This window comes from Paenibacillus whitsoniae, from assembly GCF_003955665.1.
GTDB lineage: Bacteria > Bacillota > Bacilli > Paenibacillales > NBRC-103111 > Paenibacillus_E > Paenibacillus_E whitsoniae.
The window spans coordinates 1-19943 of sequence record NZ_RXHU01000075.1 but is presented as its reverse complement, the minus strand read 5'-3'; the positions used below and the strand labels follow the sequence as shown (position 1 = coordinate 19943).

16 protein-coding genes are annotated in these 19943 nt (G+C 51.0%); all 16 read left to right on the top strand.

The features are described 5' to 3' along the window. Positions 1-148: 148 nt before the first annotated feature. The 16 genes from EJQ19_RS23195 (at position 149) to EJQ19_RS23120 (ending at position 19928) form a co-directional block, all read left to right on the top strand. Positions 149-1171, top strand: coding sequence for a glycoside hydrolase family protein (locus tag EJQ19_RS23195; RefSeq protein ID WP_126143625.1), 1023 nt, complete (start codon positions 149-151; stop codon positions 1169-1171). Positions 1172-1186: 15 nt separating this feature from the next. Then, positions 1187-2173 (top strand): Gfo/Idh/MocA family protein, encoded by a 987-nt coding sequence (locus EJQ19_RS23190; RefSeq protein ID WP_126143624.1) that lies wholly within the window; start codon positions 1187-1189, stop codon positions 2171-2173. Continuing rightward, positions 2170-4308: a TIM-barrel domain-containing protein gene (locus tag EJQ19_RS23185; RefSeq protein ID WP_241243056.1), complete on the top strand. Its 2139-nt coding sequence runs from the start codon at positions 2170-2172 to the stop codon at positions 4306-4308. The genes EJQ19_RS23190 and EJQ19_RS23185 overlap by 4 nt, the downstream gene beginning before the upstream one ends. Before the next feature lie 111 nt (positions 4309-4419). After that, complete coding sequence (locus EJQ19_RS23180) at positions 4420-5439, top strand: response regulator (protein WP_126143623.1); 1020 nt, start codon at positions 4420-4422, stop codon at positions 5437-5439. Next, positions 5436-7277, top strand: coding sequence for a cache domain-containing sensor histidine kinase (locus tag EJQ19_RS23175; protein ID WP_126143622.1), 1842 nt, complete (start codon positions 5436-5438; stop codon positions 7275-7277). The genes EJQ19_RS23180 and EJQ19_RS23175 overlap by 4 nt, the downstream gene beginning before the upstream one ends. A 5-nt stretch (positions 7278-7282) precedes the next feature. After that, complete coding sequence (locus EJQ19_RS23170; protein ID WP_241243055.1) at positions 7283-9607, top strand: glycoside hydrolase family 95 protein; 2325 nt, start codon at positions 7283-7285, stop codon at positions 9605-9607. 116 nt (positions 9608-9723) lie between these two features. Further along, complete coding sequence (locus EJQ19_RS23165; RefSeq protein ID WP_126143620.1) at positions 9724-11619, top strand: PrkA family serine protein kinase; 1896 nt, start codon at positions 9724-9726, stop codon at positions 11617-11619. 208 nt (positions 11620-11827) lie between these two features. Beyond that, entirely contained in the window at positions 11828-12052 is a 225-nt protein-coding gene (locus tag EJQ19_RS23160; RefSeq protein WP_126143619.1) for a hypothetical protein, read from the top strand. Further along, the gene (locus EJQ19_RS23155; RefSeq protein ID WP_126143618.1) at positions 12021-12344 is read left to right on the top strand and encodes a hypothetical protein; all 324 of its coding nucleotides are present in this window, start codon (positions 12021-12023) and stop codon (positions 12342-12344) included. Before EJQ19_RS23160 ends, EJQ19_RS23155 begins: the two co-directional genes overlap by 32 nt. A gap of 133 nt (positions 12345-12477) precedes the next feature. Next, positions 12478-12846: a hypothetical protein gene (locus EJQ19_RS23150; protein ID WP_126143617.1), complete on the top strand. Its 369-nt coding sequence runs from the start codon at positions 12478-12480 to the stop codon at positions 12844-12846. A 273-nt stretch (positions 12847-13119) separates the two neighbouring features. Beyond that, positions 13120-13896, top strand: a complete 777-nt coding sequence (locus tag EJQ19_RS23145; protein ID WP_126143616.1) for a tyrosine-protein phosphatase — start codon at positions 13120-13122, stop codon at positions 13894-13896. A gap of 216 nt (positions 13897-14112) precedes the next feature. After that, positions 14113-15306: a glycosyltransferase gene (locus EJQ19_RS23140; RefSeq protein ID WP_126143615.1), complete on the top strand. Its 1194-nt coding sequence runs from the start codon at positions 14113-14115 to the stop codon at positions 15304-15306. A gap of 450 nt (positions 15307-15756) precedes the next feature. Then, positions 15757-16653, top strand: coding sequence for a carbohydrate ABC transporter permease (locus EJQ19_RS23135; RefSeq protein ID WP_126143614.1), 897 nt, complete (start codon positions 15757-15759; stop codon positions 16651-16653). Position 16654: 1 nt separating this feature from the next. After that, on the top strand, positions 16655-17476 hold the full coding sequence (locus tag EJQ19_RS23130; RefSeq protein WP_126143613.1) for a carbohydrate ABC transporter permease: 822 nt from the start codon (positions 16655-16657) through the stop codon (positions 17474-17476). A gap of 148 nt (positions 17477-17624) precedes the next feature. Next, the gene (locus tag EJQ19_RS23125; RefSeq protein WP_126143612.1) at positions 17625-18938 is read left to right on the top strand and encodes an ABC transporter substrate-binding protein; all 1314 of its coding nucleotides are present in this window, start codon (positions 17625-17627) and stop codon (positions 18936-18938) included. A gap of 123 nt (positions 18939-19061) precedes the next feature. Then, positions 19062-19928 carry a helix-turn-helix domain-containing protein gene (locus EJQ19_RS23120; RefSeq protein WP_126143611.1) on the top strand — a complete coding sequence of 289 codons (867 nt, stop codon included), beginning with the start codon at positions 19062-19064 and terminating at the stop codon, positions 19926-19928. Positions 19929-19943: the final 15 nt, after the last annotated feature.

Genomic DNA, 19943 nt, shown 5'->3' with positions numbered 1-19943 from the left:
AGAGAGCCCGGGACATCCATGCCCGGGCTCTTCCTGATATTGGGCGCAAATCGTAAAAAAAGACATAGCAGCGTAAGAATTCGCCTTCTAGATTCGTTGCAATATTTTATAATGAAGGCAAGATTCGACAGAGAGGTGTGTGACGGTGATGGCGAGATTTGCAGAACGTATGCTTCCGGCTCCGCGCGAAGGCGGTTTTCGTATGGAGGGATACTGGGTATGGTGCGGATCGGTTATCCAAGGCGAGGACGGACGGTTTCACATGTTTGCCTCTCGATGGCCCAAAACGCTGCCGATGCATCCGGGCTGGCTGGTTGCATCCGAGATTGTACGGGCTGTATCTGATACGCCGGAGGGGCCGTACAGGTTTGAAGAGGTTGTTCTGCCCGCCAGAGGTGCGGAATATTGGGATGGCCGCAGCACGCATAACCCGCATATTACGAAGCATGGCGACCATTATCTGCTGTATTATATGGGCTCGACACATCCGTTAATGGAGCCGACGCCTGGCGATGGGTTCGGACTGGACGATCCGCGCTGTATCGTCGCGCGCGCGAATAAAAGAGTGGGACTGGCGACAGCCACGAGCGTCTATGGTCCGTGGAAGCGTATGGATCAACCGATTCTTCCGGTTCGGCCAGGACATTTCGACAGCTTCCTGACCTCCAATCCGGCGCCGTGTATTCATGAGGACGGTTCGGTGCTGCTTATCTACAAAGCGCGCAAGTACGAAGGCATTGTGCATGGCGCGATGACGATCGGAGCGGCTCAGGCGGATCATTGGCAGGGGCCGTACCGTGTCTTGTCGGAAGAGCCGATTTTTCCGCCGGCCAAGTTTCATATTGAAGATCCGTTTATTTGGAAAACGGAGGATGGCTACGAATTGATTGCCAAAGATATGGAAGGGACGCTATGCGGAGAGAAGCATGGCGGCATTCATGCCTTTTCATCAAATGGACTGGATTGGCGCTTGGCCGAGGAACCGCATGCTTATTCGCGCACGGTGCAATGGGATGACGGAACGGTACAAACGATGGGCAACCTCGAGCGGCCGTTTTTGCTGTTTCAGAATGGCCGGGCTACGCACCTGTTTGCGGCCGTCGGGGACGGGCCGGGCGGTTTCCGCCATGCAGAGAACACGTGGAACATGGTGATTCCACTTCAAACATAGGGGGATGGACTGAAAATGAAGGCAATACTCGTTGGTTTAGGTTCTGCCGGTTTTAGCTGGTACAAACGCCTGAAAGAAAGAGGGCTGCTCGCTGCGGTGGTAGAAGTCGATCCAGCCATGAAGATCAAAATGGGGGATGATCCGTTTCCGTTTTACACGTCGCTGGAAGAAGCGCTGGAGACGACCCAGGCGGATTTTCTCGTCAATGTGACGTCGCCGATGATGCATACGAAAGTGAATGCGGCCGCTTTTGACCGCGGACTGGCCGTACTGTGCGAAAAACCGATCTCCTTCGATTACCAGGAATCAAAGGAAATTGTGGCGCGAGCGGCTCGGGAGCGACTTCCTTTCATGATTGCGGAGAATTATCGGAGAATGCCTTATATTCGCAAGGCCAAGCAGCTGATTGATGCTGGAGCTATTGGCGCCATATCCTCGCTCGATATTCAGTTCTACCGCTACCATCACGTTCAGCGGCGATATACAGTCCATATTCTTGACGATATCGGCGTTCATCATTTTGATTTGCTCCGCTATTTTACAGGCAAGGAAGGAACGGCGATTCAGGCGAAGTTGTTCAATCCAGTAAACGGCTGGCAGGAGGAGGGCGCGGTTCTAAGCGCGTATGCGTTTATCGAGCTGGAGGGCGGCATTACAGCTGCCTATCAGGCCACGATTGCATCCAAAGGCACGGAAACGCCATGGAGCGGCAATTGGCGCATAGAAGGCACAGAAGGCGCAATCGAAGTAAGAGACAAGGAGATCTACTTGATTCGTGATCACATGGCTGTCAAGGTCGAGGATCTAAGCGGCATTGATGAAACGGATACATTGACGGAATTTCTGGCATCGCTTCAGGAGCATCGCGAATCGGAAACCAGCGGTCAAGATTATCTCAAAACGCAGGCGTTGGTTCATTATGCGCATGTGGCGAGTGCAACAGGGCAGATGCAAGCCATACTTGTCCCTCAGATGAAGGAGAACGGAGAGATGACAGCATGATGGCAGCAAGCTGGTCCCTGGCCGCGCCGGGGGTGTGGCGTGTGACCCTTCAAGAAATGCAAGAAGCGAAGGGCATGACGCCGCTTACTTATATGAACGTGCAGCCTCGCGAGGCTGCACTGAAGCAAATGCCGGAGGTGCAGCCACCCTTTGATTGGGATCAGGTTCGCATAGAAGAAATCCGCGATGGCTTGCTCGTTTCCTTCCCGTTGACACCTTCGGAGAAGCTGTATGGAACGGGTCTGCAGCTCATGCGCATGAATCAGCGGGGCAGAACCCGTTATCTTCGAGTCAACAGCGACCCTAAGCAGGACACGGGCGAAACGCACGCGCCGGTTCCGTTCTATGCGAGCGACCGTGGTTACGGCGTCCTGATTGATACGTCCCGGATCGTGACGATGCATTGTGGCTCAACCTTGGAGCTGGCGGATACGCGCGCCGAGCATGTCCGCGACCGCAACACCAACGCAGGTTGGTCGGCGACGCCGCTAGCGGCTCGCACAGAGCTGCGGCTGCCGAAGGATGGATTTGATATCTACGTCTTTGGAGGGCCTTCGCTGACGGACGTTGTGGCCCGCTACAACTTGTTCTGCGGGGGCGGCGTGCTTCCTCCGAAATGGGGGCTCGGCTTTTGGCATCGCGTGCCGACGCTGTACACCGACGAGCAGGTGCTGGAAGAAGCGGAGCAGTTCCGTCAGCGCGGCATCCCCTGCGATGTGATCGGGCTCGAACCCGGCTGGCACAGCCAAAGCTATCCGGTAAGTTACGAATGGGAAGCGAATCGATTCCCATCGCCCGGGACGTTCGTGCAGCAGCTTCGTGCGAAAGGCATGCGCGTAAATTTGTGGGAGCATCCCTATGTCTCACCTACCAGTAAAATCTACGAAAAGCTGCGTCCCTACGCCGGCAGCCACACCGTCTGGGGCGGTTTGGCGCCGGATTACGCGATGGAGGAAGCGGCTGCGCAGTACAAGCAAGTCCACGAGACAGAGCATGTCAGCCTAGGCGTGTCCGGCTATAAGCTCGACGAATGTGACGGCAGCGAGCTGACGCGCAATTCGTGGATGTTTCCGGCCCATGCCAAGTTTCCTTCAGGACTCGACGGCGAGCAGATGAGACAACTGTACGGTCTGATGTTCCAGAAGATGACGAGCGACCTGTACCGCAGCAAGAACCGGCGAACGTACGGTCTTGTCCGAGCATCGGGCGCGGCGGCTTCGACCATGCCCTATGTGCTTTACTCGGACTTATACGATCATAAGCAGTATATCCGGGCGCTATGCAACGCTTCGTTTAGCGGGCTGTTGTGGACGCCGGAAGTGCGTAGAGCGGTCAGCGCGGAAGATTGGGTGCGGCGCATGCAGACCGTGTGTCTCTCGTCGCTGGCCATGTTGAATGCATGGGGTGACGGGACGAAGCCCTGGTCTTATCCCGAAGTTGAAAGCATCGTGCGCCACTATATTGAGCTGCGGATGAGACTGCTGCCTTATTTATATACGGCCTTTGCTGCTTACAGGGAAACTGGGGTTCCACCTTTTCGAGCGATGCCCCTGGTTATGTCGCCGGCAGAAATCGCGGCGGCGGAAGGCCATCTGGCTGAGTTCGAACAGGAGGTTTTAAATACGACCGACGCCGCCTATGGCAAGAAAACGACCCGTGAGTGGGACGATCAGTATATGCTGGGCGAGTTTCTCTTAGTAGCCCCGCTCGTAGCCGGAGAGACGGAGCGGGACGTGCTGCTGCCGGGAGGCGTCTGGTATGGACTGGAGACCGGCGAACGCTATGAAGGCGGGCAAATCGTGCGCATTTCTGCAGTGCTCGAGATCATGCCGATCTTCGTTCGGAGCGGAGCCGTCATTCCGATGATGCCGAGCATGCCTCATGTGCCGGAACCCGGCAGCCCTGTTCCGCTGACCTTCGTCCATTTCGGTGAGGAATCAGGCGAAGGTACGCTGTACGACGATGACGGCGAGACGTTTGCCTACGAGGAAGGTGCTAGCCACTGGTGGAGGGCGCAGGTCACCCGGCGGCCGGACGGCAGCTACGCCGGAGAGCTTCTCGGCAACGATCAAGTTGTTCCGGAGTCCTTCAGCACCATCGCGTGGCAATTCGCGCAAACCCGCTTACCGCGGTAGGAGAGTACTGAACTGCAGGTTCCATATACGCGGAGTTCGCGTTGTGGAACCTGTCTCTGTAAGGTATCATTAAAGGCATCGTTCGTACACATGTTAAAAGGAGGGCTGGGTATGCATGTATTAATCGTAGATGATGAACCTGTTATACGCAGAGGGCTGGTCAAGATGGCGGAATTGTATCACCCTTCTTTTACCAAGATTCAAACGGCCGAGAACGGCGAAGCGGCGTTAGCGAGCATTAAGGCGCTTGAGCCGGATCTGGTGCTGACAGACATTCGCATGCCGAAAATGGACGGTTTGGAGCTGTGCCGCATCCTGCACCGTGACTATCCCCACATTAAAATGGTCGTGATATCCGGCTACAATGATTTTGAGTATGCGCAGAAAAGCATGAACTATGGCGTCCGGTATTATTTGCTGAAGCCGGCGACCAAATCGGACGTACACGCGATGTTTGATCAACTGATCAAGAAAACGTCACAGAGCTACTTACCTCCGTCCCGTTTCATAGAATGGATGGATGAGCTGGAGCAGTGCATCTGGGAGCTGCAAGTCGAAGAGTTGAAGAGTTTGCTGAACCGCTGGAGAGAGCATTGCCTGTCGTCGGAGTTGACCTTAGCCCAACTGAAGGAGCTGCTGGACGACTGCCATACCGTGCTGGTAAAGCGGCTGCAGGCGCGCAATTACTCCCCGCCCGTGCTGCCGAATTATTTGCAGGCGGATCGCACGGAGGATGCGCTTGACAGCTTTGAGCAAGGCATTCAGGAGATTGTGAAGGGGCTCAAAATCGCGCGGAGCGGCATCTACAAAGATCCGTTAGAGGAAGCCCGGGTGTATATCGACACCCATCTCGCAGAGGATATCTCACTCGATGATGTGGCGGCGATGGTGGGCTTGACGCCGACGTATTTCAGCTCCCTTTTTAAAAAAATGACCCATGAAACGTTCGTCCAATACCGCATTAACAAACGTATGGCGAAAGCGAAAGAAATGCTGATGATTCCTCATATCCGCATCGTGGATGTAGCGGCTGAGGTAGGTTACGACGATTATCCGCATTTTACGAAAACGTTTAAAAAAGTAGTAGGTCAATCGCCCTCCGAATTCCGAGCGAGCCTGGGGATCAAATGAGAATCCGTGGTCTAACGAAGAAAATTGTCGTCTATTTTCTCATTGTTATTATTTTTTCATTGAGCAGCGTCGGCGTGATCACCTATATGACAACCTCCAGCGAGTTGGATGAAATGGTTGAAAATCAGATGAGCCAGATCGTCGGCAACGCTGTACATCATACCGATTTATATTTGAAAGATTATGAACGTTCCATCGTCTCTTTGCTGACGAACCGCCAGATCATGGAATTTATTGATTTGCCGGTCAACCGCGAGGAGTACGATTATTACATGTTTCGCAGCAACATCCGCGATTTCAGCGTCGAGCCCTTGTTCATTCGGAACCCGAAACTGACGGCGATTTATTTGATCAGCGATAAGCTGAATGCGCTTTATTACTATAACGGCGTGAATGAGCAGTCTTTTCAGAAAATCGATATTCAAAAGCAGCGGGACTATTTTCTTGCCAACACAAAGGCTGACGGAAGTTTGACGATGCTGAACCATACGATCATTGAAGGACAAGAAAATCAAATGCTGACGATGGTGCGCCGCATCCGCGGGTTTACCTCCCCCGATTTGAGCGGACTGCTCGCCATCGAGATGAGATCATCCGATCTATCGGCGCTTTGGAAAGGGATTGACCTGGGCAAATACGGCTACATGTTCATTCTCGATAGACGGGGGAACTACGTGTACCACCCGGAAAGCAGTAAAGTCGGGGAAAATGCGCCGGAGACTTTCATACAAAAGCTCGATGCATCAGGTACGCACTCGTTCGTGGATGATTTTGAAGGGGACGAGCGCTTGTATGTGAGCCGTACGTCCGATTACTCAGGCTGGCAGTTGGTCGTCTCCATGCCCTTGAGCGAGCTGCGAAAGCCGATTATGAATATTCGGACAACAACCATTGTTGTGGGGATTCTTACGCTGATCCTCGCGATGCTGCTGTCGTTCCGATTCGGCAGGTCACTGGCGAAACCGATTCAAACGCTCAAATCCGGCATGCGCGAGACAGAGAAAGGGAATTGGGCGATGATCCCGCTGCCTCCGCACCGAGACGAAATCGTCGAGTTGATGGTCCGGTACAATGTCATGGTGAAAAGGCTGTCCGAAGCCGTTGATCGCGTCGTTCAGGTGGAACTGACCAATTCCGAGATTCGGATGGAGCGACAGAAGGCCGAGTTTCAGTCCTTACAGTTGCAAATCAACCCTCACTTTATGTACAACACGTTGGAAACCATTGTTTGTTACGCGACGATTCAGGATTCGGAGGAAATTTCCGACATCGTGAAGGCGCTGGCGTATATGCTGCGGTATGCCGTACAGACGAATCTCGAGCAGATTACGGTGGCGAACGAGCTTAAGCACGTTTTGAATTACATGGTTATTCTGCAGTACCGGATTGGCCGGGAGTTTGAAATTGACGTGGCGATCAAGCCCGAGTACCTGCTGTACAGCATGGTTCGGCTAACGCTGCAGCCGCTGGTGGAAAATGTGTTCCAGCACGCGTTCCCGGACGGACTTGAGGACCACCATTATATTCGGATTGACGGCGGTGTTCGGGACGGCATCTTCTGGATTAGCGTAGAGGATAACGGAGCGGGGATGTCGGCAGCGGTTCTGGATAAGCTTCGGCAAAAATTGAATACGAATCGACTTGCAGACGGTGAAGTCGACGACTCCGGCAATAAAGGCGGCATAGGGGTGCTGAATGTGCACAGGCGCATTCAAATGGTCTATGGCGAAGAATTTGGCTTAGAAATTGAAAGCCGGGAACACGGAGGCACCTGCATGCGCATGATGATGCCTATCCGGCATAAGGAGCAGGATCCAGACAGGGCATTGGAGGGATGAGGATCATGAAGAACCGCAGCAAGCTGTGGTATCAGCAGCCAGCCGCGATCTGGACAGAAGCGCTTCCCATCGGGAATGGTCGGCTGGGGGCTATGATGTTTGGTCAAGTGGCGGAGGAACGGATCCAGCTTAACGAGGACTCCATTTGGTACGGAGGACCGAAGGAGGGGCTGAATCCCGATGCTCCCCGTTATTTAGGGGAAATCCGCAATCTGCTTTTTGCAGGCAAGGTCGAGGAAGCGACGAGGTATGCAAGGATGGCGCTATTTTCGGCGCCGAAATACTATAATCCCTATCTACCTTTAGGGGATTTAAGGTTATATTTTCATAGCCATGTGGCGTCTCAGACCCAAGATTATCATCGGGAGCTGGATCTTGATCAGGCGGTGGCCAGTACTTCATACACCGTGAATGGCGTTAAGTTCCGCCGTGAGCTGTTCAGCAGCTACCCTGATCAAGTCATGGTCATTCGCTTGACATGCGATACTCCCGGGCAGCTGCACTTCTCTGCGAACTTGAATCGACGTCCGTATGAGGGCTTAAGCGGAGCATGGGGCGACGATGGCATATGGATGAACGGCGATTGCGGAAAAGAAGGCGTCGCTTACGCGTGTGCCGTCAAAGCTGTCGCCGAAGACGGACGCGTATCGGTCGTCGGCGATTTTCTGTCGGTTGAGGGCGCTACGCAAGTGACACTCTTTCTCGCAGCGGGATCGACGTTCCGCAGCAAGGACCCGTTGGCAGCGTGCAAAGCGCAGATTTGCAGCGCCGAGGCTTATACTTACGACGTGCTGAAGGAGCGGCATGTACGGGATTACCGCGAGCTGTACGGCCGTATGGATCTCAAGCTGGCGGATTCAACCGCAGAGAATGAGCTTGCCGCGCTCCCGACCGATCGCAGACTGGAGCGGATGAAGGAAGGTCAGGGGTATGATTTGGGGCTCACGGAGCTTCTCTTTAACTATGGGCGATATTTGCTCATCGCCAGCTCCCGCCCCGGTTCGCTGCCTGCCAACCTGCAGGGCATCTGGAATGACAGCTTTACGCCTCCTTGGGAATCGAAGTATACGATCAACATCAATACGCAGATGAATTACTGGCCTGCGGAAGTATGCGGGCTATCCGAATGCCACGAGCCGCTATTCGATCATATCGAGCGCATGCAGCCGAGCGGCAGGCAAACCGCGCGGGAACTCTACGGGTGCTCGGGCTTCGTCGCGCACCACAATACGAACATCTGGGGCGAAACGCGCCCGGAAGGCTTGTTCCCAACCTGCGTGATCTGGCCGATGGGCGCTGCCTGGCTCGTCTTGCATCTATGGGAACGGTTTCGTTTTGAACAAGATCACAAGTTTCTGCGGGATCGTGCCTATCCGTTATTGAAAGATGCCGCTGTATTTTTCATAGATTATTTGATAGCATCGCCAAGCGGCTATATGGTCAGCGGACCGTCAGTATCGCCAGAGAACCGGTACGTCCTGGAGAACGGCACGAGCGGCAGCCTGTGTATGGGACCGGCAATGGATACGCAGATCATCACCGAGCTGTTCGACGCCTGCATCCAAAGCAGCGAGCTTCTGCAGCTCGATGAAGCGTTCAGGGCGCAGCTGGTTCAGCTGCGAGCGAAGCTTCCGCCTCAGCGCATCGGCAAGTACGGCCAAATCATGGAATGGCTGGAGGATTACGAGGAGGAAGACAAAGGGCACCGCCATATCTCACAATTATTCGCGCTGCATCCCGGGACGCAGATCAGTCCGCACCGGACGCCGGAATTGTCGCAAGCCGCTGCGGTCACCCTCGCCCGCCGGATCGAAAACGGCGGGGGGCATACCGGCTGGAGCTCGGCCTGGATTCTGAATATGTATGCGCGGTTGGAAGAGGGCGATCAAGCGCTTGCCTATGTGAACACAATGCTGCGCAAATCGATGTACCCGAACCTGTTTGATGCGCATCCCCCGTTTCAGATCGACGGCAATTTTGGCTTCACAGCCGGGATTGCGGAGATGCTGCTGCATTCTCATCAGGACGAACTGTCGTTTCTGCCAGCGCTGCCATCCGCGTGGGCGGACGGTGACGTGGTGGGTCTGCGAGGACGAGGCGGCTATCGTATCGATTTAAGCTGGCGGCAAGGCCAATTGACAAGGGCAGTCATCCATGCCTCAGCCAGCGGCATCTGCAGAGTCCGCACGAAGTGCCTTGTAACGCTGCAAGCTGCAGTGGAAGCAGCAGGCCTCCCCGCTGCTCAAACACTTGTTGAATCGGGGAATTCCCATATTTTGCTGTTTCCAGTTGAGGCAGGCGGGAGCTATGAGCTGATCGTGCAATCCTAATTATCTTTAAAATTTCGGGCAAGTTATCTTCCATGGGTGCATAGGATTGTAGTACACAATTCACCATCACGAGCTGACCTAATCAACAGCAAAGGCAGCAGTGAAAGGAGGTACCCATGGACATATTCAAAAGAATTTCGGAGCATCGTACGGAGAAGGATGCGTTAAGCTGGACCGGTACGTTCGCGGAGTACATAGAATTGCTTCGCACGAATCCTGGACTCGCGAGAACCGCACATTCTAGGGTCTACGATATGATCGCTTCGCAAGGGATCAACGATCAGAGCGGCCACAAATCCTACAAGTTTTTCAACCAAGAGATCTTTGGGCTGGATCGTGCCATTGAGAAGCTGGTGGAAGAATATTTCCACTCCGCTGCCCGCCGCCTTGATGTTCGTAAACGTATCTTGCTGCTGATGGGTCCTGTAAGCGGTGGGAAATCCACAATTGTGACCATGCTGAAACGCGGCTTGGAGCAGTTCTCCAGGACAGATCTGGGGGCCGTTTATGCGATTAAAGGGTGTCCGATGCACGAAGAGCCTCTCCATCTCATTCCGTTGGAGCTCCGCACAGAAATCGAGCGCGAACTGAACGTGAAGATCGAGGGCAGCTTATGTCCATCCTGTCAAATGCGTCTCAAAACCGAGTACAACGGCTGCATCGAAGATGTGCAGATCGAGCGCGTCTTCGTCTCCGAGGAAGGCCGTGTCGGCATCGGAACGTTCTCGCCGTCCGATCCGAAGTCGCAGGACATCGCCGACCTGACGGGCAGCATCGACTTTTCGACGATTACCGAGTACGGCTCCGAATCGGATCCGCGTGCCTACCGGTTCGACGGCGAGTTGAATAAAGCGAACCGCGGGATCATGGAGTTCCAAGAGATGCTGAAGTGCGACGAGAAGTTCCTCTGGAACCTCCTCTCCCTAACGCAGGAAGGCAACTTCAAAGCGGGTCGCTTCGCCCTAATATCCGCGGATGAGCTGATTGTCGCCCATACGAATGAAACCGAGTATAAGTCCTTTATCGCCAATAAGAAAAACGAAGCGCTGCAGTCCCGGATGATTGTCATGCCAATTCCCTACAACCTCCGGGTGTCGGATGAAGAGAAGATTTATTATAAACTCATCGGACAGAGTGATATGTCCCACATACATATTGCTCCGCACGCACTGCGGGTTGCGGCAATTTTCTCTATCCTGACGCGTCTAAAAGAGACCAAGAAACAGGGCATGGATCTGGTCAAAAAAATGCGCATGTACGACGGCGAAGTCGTCGAGGGGTATAAAGATGCCGATCTGAAGGAGATGCAGAACGAATTCCAGGAAGAAGGCATGAGCGGCATCGATCCGCGGTATGTCATCAACCGGATTTCGAGCGCGCTGATCCGCCAGGATCTTCAGTGCATTAACGCGCTGGATGTGCTGCGTGCTTTGAAAGACGGACTGGATCAGCATCCGTCGATCACCAAAGATGAGCGCGAGAAATATCTCAACTTTATCGCGGTGGCCCGTAAGGAATATGACGATATTGCCAAAAAAGAAGTGCAGAAAGCGTTCGTCTACTCCTTCGAGGAGTCGGCCAGAACGATTTTTGACAACTATCTGGACAATATTGAAGCCTACTGCAACTGGGGCAAAATCAAAGACCCGCTGACCGGCGAGGAAATGGACCCGGATGAGCGTCTCATGCGCTCCATTGAGGAGCAGATCGGCATCTCGGAAAATGCGAAGAAAGCGTTCCGCGAAGAGATTCTCATCCGCATCTCCTCTTACTCCCGCAAGGGCAAGCGGTTCGAATACAGCTCGCACGAGCGTTTGCGCGAGGCGATCGAGAAGAAGCTGTTCGCCGATCTCAAGGACATCGTCAAGATTACGACTTCCACGAAGACGCCGGACGAGAAGCAGCTGAAGAAAATCAATGACGTCACCAAACAGTTAATCGATGAGCACGGGTATTGCCCGGTCTGCGCGAATGAGCTGCTGCGATATGTGGGAAGCTTGTTGAACCGATAAGAACGTGAGCCTGAGGGTTGAAATGCTGCCCTCGGGCTTTTTTCTGTTCGCTGCCAACGACGGGGCGCCTTTTACACCGGAGCTAGGACGCAAGTCCTCACCGACTCTATGAATCTAGCATAGGTTATATCAACTTGGGATTTTTCCGAAATTGGCGGTACTGAATTTCGGAAAGTCTTCATGATACAAAGGGGAGGTGTATCTGACTATGGCAAGGAGCTTAATGAAACTGGCAGGGGGATTCGTGCTATTGTTGGTAAGTGTCGTGGCCATGATTATGACGTGGGAGGCAGGACTTCTAACACCGCTTGGAGGCGTCAGTATAGCGATCGTAAGCTTCCTTGGCACCGTTCTGATGTGGCAGGACGTTCTGGAGGCCTCACGAGGGGTTGAAGGTCGACATGGGGAAAAATCCAAAGCAGACAATCGATGATGATGCCGGCCCGCACCCTCCTGGGCCGCAGCCAGCCCGTGGCGGCAAATCCAGCGACTTGTTCGGGTTCGGCAAGCTGATTGACAAGCTCCCTCTGCATAAGCTTTCGGCGCGCATGGCGTATTGTTTATTTTTTAACCTGATTTTACTGTTGTTTGTGCTCGTTCTGCGTGCCACGAATGCGAAGATCAACGAGTTTCCGAATGCCTGGGATCTTAGGGCGATCGTTCTTGTGACCGTCATCGTTTTCTTCGTCGGCCTTTGTGACCTATGGAAATGGGGCAAGCCGTAAGCATAAAAAGCCGTCACGGCGATTGCCTCAAGCTGAAGCGCCCATTTTTGGATGAAATGCTCACCGAGTGGGCATCTGCACACATACTGTATAGCAGATAATGAAACTATACAGGAATGTGAGTGAAGCGTTTATGACGACAAAAGCAACGAATGAGCATCGTCCGCCGATTGGCGGCGGAATTCACGGCGGCCTTGGAGGAATCGGCCACGGTCCGGGCGGTATTGGTGGCATCGGCCACGGCCCTGGAGGTATCGGCGGTATTGGCCACGGTCCAGGCGGTATCGGTGGTATTGGCCATGGTCCGGGTGGGATTGGTCACGGCCCTGTTTTTGTAGACGGCCACGGTCACGGCCCTGGCTGGTTTCCAGGCGGCGCAAACCTGCTCCCCTGGATTGCAGCGCCTCTGATTTACGGTGCCGTTACGCAGCCTTACTATCCATATCCTTATCCTTATCCGTACCCGTATCCGTATCCGCCGTATTATCCGTATCCATACTAACCGGGTATTTGATTGCAAAGCGTTTTGCCCCCTTCTCAATTGGATAAGGGGGCAATGCGCTTCCATTGTTTTAATAGATAGGTCTAAGTAATTATGATCGAAAGTGTTAATGCGATAACTTCCGAAAAAAAACCGGTGAAAAACAATCCTTTTTGGTGTATATTGGGTATAAGGTAAATCGGTTTATGATTTGCAATGGATCAAATAACCTATTTATTCAATAGAAGGTTAGTATAATATAGGCATTTAGTAATAAGCCAAGGAGCGCAACTCATGATCGACATACATTCTCATATTCTCCCCGGGCTGGATGACGGTGCTTATGACCTCGATGAAGCCTTGCTCATGGCACGACAAGCTGTAAGTTGCGGCATACATACCTTGATAGCAACCCCCCATCATATGAACGGTAGATTTTATAACAGCTGCGTGCAAATCGTTCAGTATGTAAAAACTTTTCAAGATCAATTAGACGACTACAACATTCCACTTCGAGTGATTGCCGGCCAAGAAATTCGGATTTACCCGCAACTGCTGGAAGAGCTTAGTTCAGGTGTGCTCTCTTCTTTAGGCAATTCCAGATATGTGCTGCTCGAGTTACCGCCAGATCGAATTCCGACAGTGACGGAAAAAATCGTGAAGGACTTGATCCAGTCGAACAGAGTGCCAATTATTGCTCATCCTGAACGAAATCGGGAAATCATAGAAAGTCCTGAGAAGCTGTTGAAGCTTGTTGATCATGGCGCCCTATCGCAAATTACAGCACACTCATTGCTCGGCAGTTATGGCAAAACCATCATGCAGCTTTCGCTTCGCATGTGCAGAAGCGGCTTGGCGCACTTTATTGCGTCTGATGCGCACGACACGGCGAAATCAGGCTTCGCGCTGGATAAAGCCTATGGCGTCATACAGGCGAAGCTAGGGGAAGGTGCGGTCCGCTCGCTTCAGCATAATGCCTGGTGTGTGATTCAAGATGTTGCAATCACCGCTGAGCATCCGGTGTGGGTGAAGCCGAAATGGTTTCGAGTATGGAAGGCTTATAAAATTTAACGATACACAAGACGCGGGGATCTTTTCATTAGAAAAGGTTGCCGCGTTTTTGTTGTACTGTAAGAACCATTTTTATCCATGAATCTTTATGAAACCTTTATTTTATTTTAATTTAATCTTAATAAAGTATAGGCAGGCTTCGGTTTTCGTGCTACAATTTTCCTATTCGTTTACAAAAGTTTACATTCTTTCTGTGAATGTTAAAGGGGTGTGCCAATGGGAAATCAACCGATCCGGGTTTTGCAGTTCATTTCGAGCATGAATCGCGGGGGACCGCAGGATTTTATCATGTCCATGTACCGGCAAGTGGATCGCAGCAAGCTGCAGTTTGATTTTCTCATGTTTTCTCCGAATCCCTCTGATTATGAGGAAGAAATACGCGCTTTAGGCGGCCATGTTTTGATTCTTCCGAAGGCATCCCAGACAGGGACTGTAGGGTTCTTGCTTCAATTGGTTGCTGCCATTCGCAAGCATGGTCCGTATCAAGCGATACATAGCCATATGGATGTGGCAAGCGGTCCGATGCTGCTCGCTGCGCGGTTGCTTGGCATTCCGGCACGCATCGTGCAAGTGCACGAAGTGAGTCCGCTTTTGTCCCTGCGGGAGGCGCATCCGCTGCTGTACCGATTTGAAGCCCGCCTGGTCAAGCGGTTGGCCAGCCATGTGATTGCAAGCTCGACCGTTGCAAGCCAACTGCTCTCGGAGCAATTCATGCGGCCGCCTCACACGATGCTGTACGGTGGGATTGAGATTGAACGATATGTCCATCTCAAGGCGGGGAGGGGACCGCTTCGTGCGAAGTTAGGTATCGCGGAGGACGAACTGGTTATCGGGCATTCGGGCAAGTTCACAGCTGCCCAGAATCAGAAGCGTTTGATTGAGATTTTTGAGGAGTTGTGCATTCGCGTGCCGCGCGTGCGGCTTGTGCTGGCAGGAGATGGCGCGCTTCGCAAGGACATTCAAGCGCTGATTGCTGCCAAAGGTTTGGACAACCGAGTGCACTTGCTCGGTTCGGAAGTTTGCAGCAGGGCGCTGCTTCAACTGCTGGATGTGCTGGTTGTGCCTGCTTTTCGCGCAGGTGTGCCGCGGATTGTCGTGGAAGCCCAGGCGGCTGGCGTGCCTTGCGTGGTCTCGGAAGCGCTTCCAGAGGAAGCTTGTGTCGGTGCAGGTTTTTATAAAAATATCCCGCTCGAGTGGGATGTTGCGGAGTGGGCGCAATGGATTATGAAAGCGCTCCAAAGTGAATTTGTCCCGGCTGAGCAGCGTACTGCCGCCTTGCGGCGTGCGGGCTTTGACCAGGCAGCGAATGCCTCGATGCTGGAAGCCGTGTACATCGATCATACAACAGAGCTCGTCGCTCACCTGCAAAAACAAAGTCAACAGTTCGACGACAGGATAATCCCACTTTAGGACCTTGATATTTCAAGGTTCTTTTTCATTTGTACGTAAGACACATGCGATTTCGAGTTGTGATCACATTACATGTGATGTTAGGTTATAAAGCATGATTGTCGATAACATTCAACAATTTAAGTCAAATTGTAAGCAATATAAGTTAAGTTGGCGCAATTTCAGTATGGTATATTTTAATGAAAAATAAGAACATGCTTCGCTTGGCTAGAAGGGAGGAGTCATTTGATCATACACGATGCACAGGGTGAATACGACCAAAAATGTCCCTTATATTCGCAGTTATGTGAACTTCATGCCAAGTTTTTTCGGAGAGTAAATGTCTGGAGATTCGTTATTCCATCGAATAATGCAGTGAAATGTAAGCGTTTTTCGAGGCATTCACCGGGAGAAGAGGCATTTGGATTTTGACTTATCTTCAGAACACAACTTTAGAAGGGAGAATGCTTAATGTCCACACAAGCCTCGGCTGTAAAAAAACGTCGCCGAGAACAATCCATGGGATGGACGCCTTATCTTTTCGTGCTGCCAAACCTGTTGATTTTTTCAGTTTTCATTGTGATTCCAACGATTATCGGCTTTGTATATTCGTTTCATAAATATGACGGGCTGAACCCAATGGAATTTGTAGGGTTCGACAATTATAAAGCAATATTCATGAACGAAGAGTTTTGGGGCGCATTAGGAAAGACGGCCCGTTACGCTTTGATTGCGGTTCCATCGATTTATTGCGTTTCCCTAGCGGTTGCTATGATGCTTATTCAGCCCCTACGGGCGAAGGGATTGTTCCGATCCATATTTTACTGGCCAACGATGATTTCTTATATCATCGTCGGTCTGACTTGGAAGTGGATCTTTGGTGACTTCGGGATTATGAACTACGTTTTGACTTTGTTTGGCGGAGAGTCGGTTCAGTTTATGTCGAATCCATTTTTTGCGAACCTATCGGTCATCATTGCAACCGTTTGGTCACGTCTCGGATTTTATATGGTCATCTTTATGGCGGGTCTGCAAATCATCCCAAGTGATTATTACGAGGCCGCGCGACTGGATGGGGCATCCAAGATTCGGGTATTCCGCAGTATTACCTTGCCTCTTCTCAAGCCTACGACAGTCCTTGTTATCATGCTTGCGCTCATCGACGCTTTCAAAGCGTATCCGCTTTTGTTCGCATTGACAGGCGGCGGTCCAGGAAGAGAAACAACATTTATTGTGCAATACATTTACGAAACGGGCTTTGCGAAGCAGGAACTCGGTATGGCGAGCGCGATGTCGGTTGTATTGTTTGTTCTGATCTGCTTGTTTACCGCATTACAGAATAAATTGTCCAAGGGAGGCGAAAATTGATATGGAATTAAAATCTTCCGCTAAAGTCACCCTGTATATTAGTCTTATCGTATTGGCCTCTGCATGGTTGTTTCCTGTCCTTTGGATCGTCATCTCATCGTTTAAAACTAATAATGACTTGTACAGCTTTCCTCCGCGCTTTTATCCTCAGCCGATTACATTCAAGCATTTTATTGATGCATTTGAGAAAGGGAATTTCGGCAGGTATTTCTTGAACAGTACGATTGTTACGATCAGCTCGACGATCTTGCTGCTGCTGATCAACTCCATGGCAGGATTTTCTCTGGCTAAATATCGTTTTAGAGGCGATACGGTGTTGCTCGTCGGCTTCATCTCGACACTGATGATTCCGCTTGAAGTTATTATGATCCCGATCTTTAAAGTTCTCAGCTTCCTAGGAATGTTCAACAGCTTGTGGGCGCTGATTATTCCTCCGGCTGCAACGCCGACAGGGGTCTTTATGCTCCGGCAATATTTGCTTACCGTACCGAACGAACTGTTGGAAGCAGCACGTATGGACGGAGCATCGGAATGGCGCATTTATTCCCGGATCATATTGCCGATCTGCAAACCGATTCTGGCGGTACTCTCGATTTTCTCCTTTATGTGGCGTTGGGACGATTTCTTATGGCCGCTCATCGGCATAAGTGACCCGTCGCTGTACACGGTTCAATTAGCATTATCTAACTTCATAGGAGAGTACAATGTCGATTGGGGCAGCTTGCTTGCCATGTCCGTTATTACGATGATTCCGGTTCTTGTCGTGTTCCTTATCTTCCAACGACAATTCGTCAGCGGTATGGTGACGTCCGGAATGAAATAGTACGGATGTAAGTCAATAAGCAATATACGTTAAATTGTAAGCAATAATCGATCTAACGGAATAAAAAAGATGTGATAACATTTTAGATGTAACCGTTATCAGAAAGCGTCAACAGTTAATATTTCGAATAAATTGGGGGGTATGCCATATGAAAAAAAACATGAAATCTGCGATGAATCTTGTCCTAGCTGGGCTGCTTACGCTCGGGCTGACTGCTTGTGGAGCAAGCTCGGGAGGAACGAAGACGGACGATCAGGCCACAGGAAAGAGTGAATCCAAAGCCAAGAAAGAGGTTACACTAGATTATCTGTGGTTTACGGACGGTATCGAAGGCGATGTGATGAAAGGGATTATCGCGGATTATCAAAAGCAAAATACGAACGTGAAAATCAATCTCATTGAGGTTGCTTTCAAGGATTTGCCGACGAAGCTCAAGACGATGATCTCAGGAGGTAAACCGCCTGCACTCGCTCGTATTACCGATACCGGGATGTTTGCCAATCAAGCTCTGGATTTGACGCCTTATGTGGGGGGACAAGACAGTTTTACGTCCCAGTTTGTCGATTCCATCAAGCCATATTATGTGATGGACAACAAAATTATCGCTGCCCCAATGGATGTAACGGCGAACGGTATGATCTACAATAAAACCCTATTCGATAAAGCGGGCGTCAAGGTGCCGACTTCCAAAGATAACATCTGGACATGGGACGAATTCAGCACAGCCCTTAAACAAGTCATGGACAAAGGTGGAGCCAAGACAGGTATGGTATGGGACGTCTCTCCGCACCGGTGGTCGACGATTCTATATCAATTCGGCGGCAGTATGATGAGTGCTGACGGTAAGAAATCGGTCATCAACAGTCCGGAAGGCGTACAGGCATTGGAAACGTTTATCAAGCTCCATAAAGACGGTATCATGCCCCAATCGGTATGGGTAGGCAATGAGAATCCAAACAATCTGTTCCGTTCAGGTACGGTAGCCGTTCATATGGCAGGTAACTGGGTGCTCAGCAATTACAAGGATATCACGAACTTCGAGTGGGGCGTCACCTACATGCCGAAAGGAAAAATTCGCTCTTCCGTTCCTGGCGGCAAATACGTGATGGCATTCAAAGGGACGGGTGTTGAAAAAGAAACTGCAGAGTTTATCAAATATTTGTCGTCAAAAGACGTTAACGCCAAGTTTACCAAGGATTCGCTGTTCATGAGTCCGCGAAAGGACAATGCGAAGCTTGATTATGCGTTCGGCAAAGAAATGTTCGAAGTGTTTGCGGATGAACTTGCCAATACGACGCCTCTCGCTGCGAATGATTGGTCACGTCAAACCATCGTGCCGAAATTTTCTAACGATCTGAAAAATAATATTATTGAGGCAATCGCGGGTAAAACAACAGCTAAGGAAGCTCTGGATAAGACGGGAGCGCTGATTGATAAAGCGATCAATGAACAAAGTAAGTAATTGGATTGCCCTGTAATGAGGAGGCTGCCGACCGGCAGCCCTTCATTTTGTTTCGTGCAAATCGGAGGCACGAATGTGCTACAATAGGATCAAGTGAATCCATGAGGTGAGGAGGAGAGAGACATGGCGCATTATCTCCATTTTTTGACGAACACAGCACTAAAGCGGGAACGCATCTATATTCGCCATCAAGTTACGGAATGGCAAGAGAGCTGGCCGCTTCATGCGCATGACGGCTATGAAGTGTATTTATTTCATCAAGGCAATGTCAATATCATTGTCGGGAACGAATTGTACCAGATGAAGCCGGGGGACATGCTGCTGTTTAGCGGAGATGTACTTCACCAGCCGAACCCGATGAAGGATGTTCCGTATATTCGAAGCTATATCAATTTTACCGGTGATTACATTCAGGAAATGGCAGGCGAAGATCTGTATACCAAACTAATTAGCCTGTTCAACCATCCCAATGGTTTGCTGATTCGTTGGAACGAGGAAGGTTTAAGCGACATGGACCATCACTTCTCCACCTTATTGTACGAAAGAGAAAAGGAAGCAATCGGCAATGAATTTATGCTGCAGAGTCTAATGGTCCAGCTGCTTCTGAAAATTTATCGCAAATCGAAAGAAATGTACGCACACTTGACGGCCCCAACCCAATCGCAAAAAGAAACCAACGTACGTCGTATGCTTCAGTATCTGAATCAGCATTATAAAAGTCAGATTACTTTGGAGAGCCTGTCCAAGGAAATACATTTAAACAAATATTACATGTGTCACTCCTTTAAAGAGGTCACAGGCGTTTCCATTAACAATTTCATAACGCGCAAGCGCATCGACGATGCCAAGAAATTGCTAAAATTATCGGATGAGCCGGTTGGATTCATGTCCGAGCATCTCGGCTTTACGAATCCGGTACATTTCAGCCGTATGTTTAAGCAATATGCCGGAGTCTCGCCGCAAGCATACCGCAAGCTGCATCAGAATTAATACTTATATGCTCAA

What these genes read in the sequence shown, in the direction of transcription:
- EJQ19_RS23195 (WP_126143625.1), top strand. Translation starts at nt 149, where the DNA reads ATGGCGAGATTTGCAGAACGTATGCTTCCGGCTCCGCGCGAAGGCGGT.
- EJQ19_RS23190 (WP_126143624.1), top strand. Translation starts at nt 1,187, where the DNA reads ATGAAGGCAATACTCGTTGGTTTAGGTTCTGCCGGTTTTAGCTGGTAC.
- EJQ19_RS23185 (WP_241243056.1), top strand. Translation starts at nt 2,170, where the DNA reads ATGATGGCAGCAAGCTGGTCCCTGGCCGCGCCGGGGGTGTGGCGTGTG.
- EJQ19_RS23180 (WP_126143623.1), top strand. Translation starts at nt 4,420, where the DNA reads ATGCATGTATTAATCGTAGATGATGAACCTGTTATACGCAGAGGGCTG.
- EJQ19_RS23175 (WP_126143622.1), top strand. Translation starts at nt 5,436, where the DNA reads ATGAGAATCCGTGGTCTAACGAAGAAAATTGTCGTCTATTTTCTCATT.
- EJQ19_RS23170 (WP_241243055.1), top strand. Translation starts at nt 7,283, where the DNA reads ATGAAGAACCGCAGCAAGCTGTGGTATCAGCAGCCAGCCGCGATCTGG.
- EJQ19_RS23165 (WP_126143620.1), top strand. Translation starts at nt 9,724, where the DNA reads ATGGACATATTCAAAAGAATTTCGGAGCATCGTACGGAGAAGGATGCG.
- EJQ19_RS23160 (WP_126143619.1), top strand. Translation starts at nt 11,828, where the DNA reads ATGGCAAGGAGCTTAATGAAACTGGCAGGGGGATTCGTGCTATTGTTG.
- EJQ19_RS23155 (WP_126143618.1), top strand. Translation starts at nt 12,021, where the DNA reads ATGGGGAAAAATCCAAAGCAGACAATCGATGATGATGCCGGCCCGCAC.
- EJQ19_RS23150 (WP_126143617.1), top strand. Translation starts at nt 12,478, where the DNA reads ATGACGACAAAAGCAACGAATGAGCATCGTCCGCCGATTGGCGGCGGA.
- EJQ19_RS23145 (WP_126143616.1), top strand. Translation starts at nt 13,120, where the DNA reads ATGATCGACATACATTCTCATATTCTCCCCGGGCTGGATGACGGTGCT.
- EJQ19_RS23140 (WP_126143615.1), top strand. Translation starts at nt 14,113, where the DNA reads ATGGGAAATCAACCGATCCGGGTTTTGCAGTTCATTTCGAGCATGAAT.
- EJQ19_RS23135 (WP_126143614.1), top strand. Translation starts at nt 15,757, where the DNA reads ATGTCCACACAAGCCTCGGCTGTAAAAAAACGTCGCCGAGAACAATCC.
- EJQ19_RS23130 (WP_126143613.1), top strand. Translation starts at nt 16,655, where the DNA reads ATGGAATTAAAATCTTCCGCTAAAGTCACCCTGTATATTAGTCTTATC.
- EJQ19_RS23125 (WP_126143612.1), top strand. Translation starts at nt 17,625, where the DNA reads ATGAAAAAAAACATGAAATCTGCGATGAATCTTGTCCTAGCTGGGCTG.
- EJQ19_RS23120 (WP_126143611.1), top strand. Translation starts at nt 19,062, where the DNA reads ATGGCGCATTATCTCCATTTTTTGACGAACACAGCACTAAAGCGGGAA.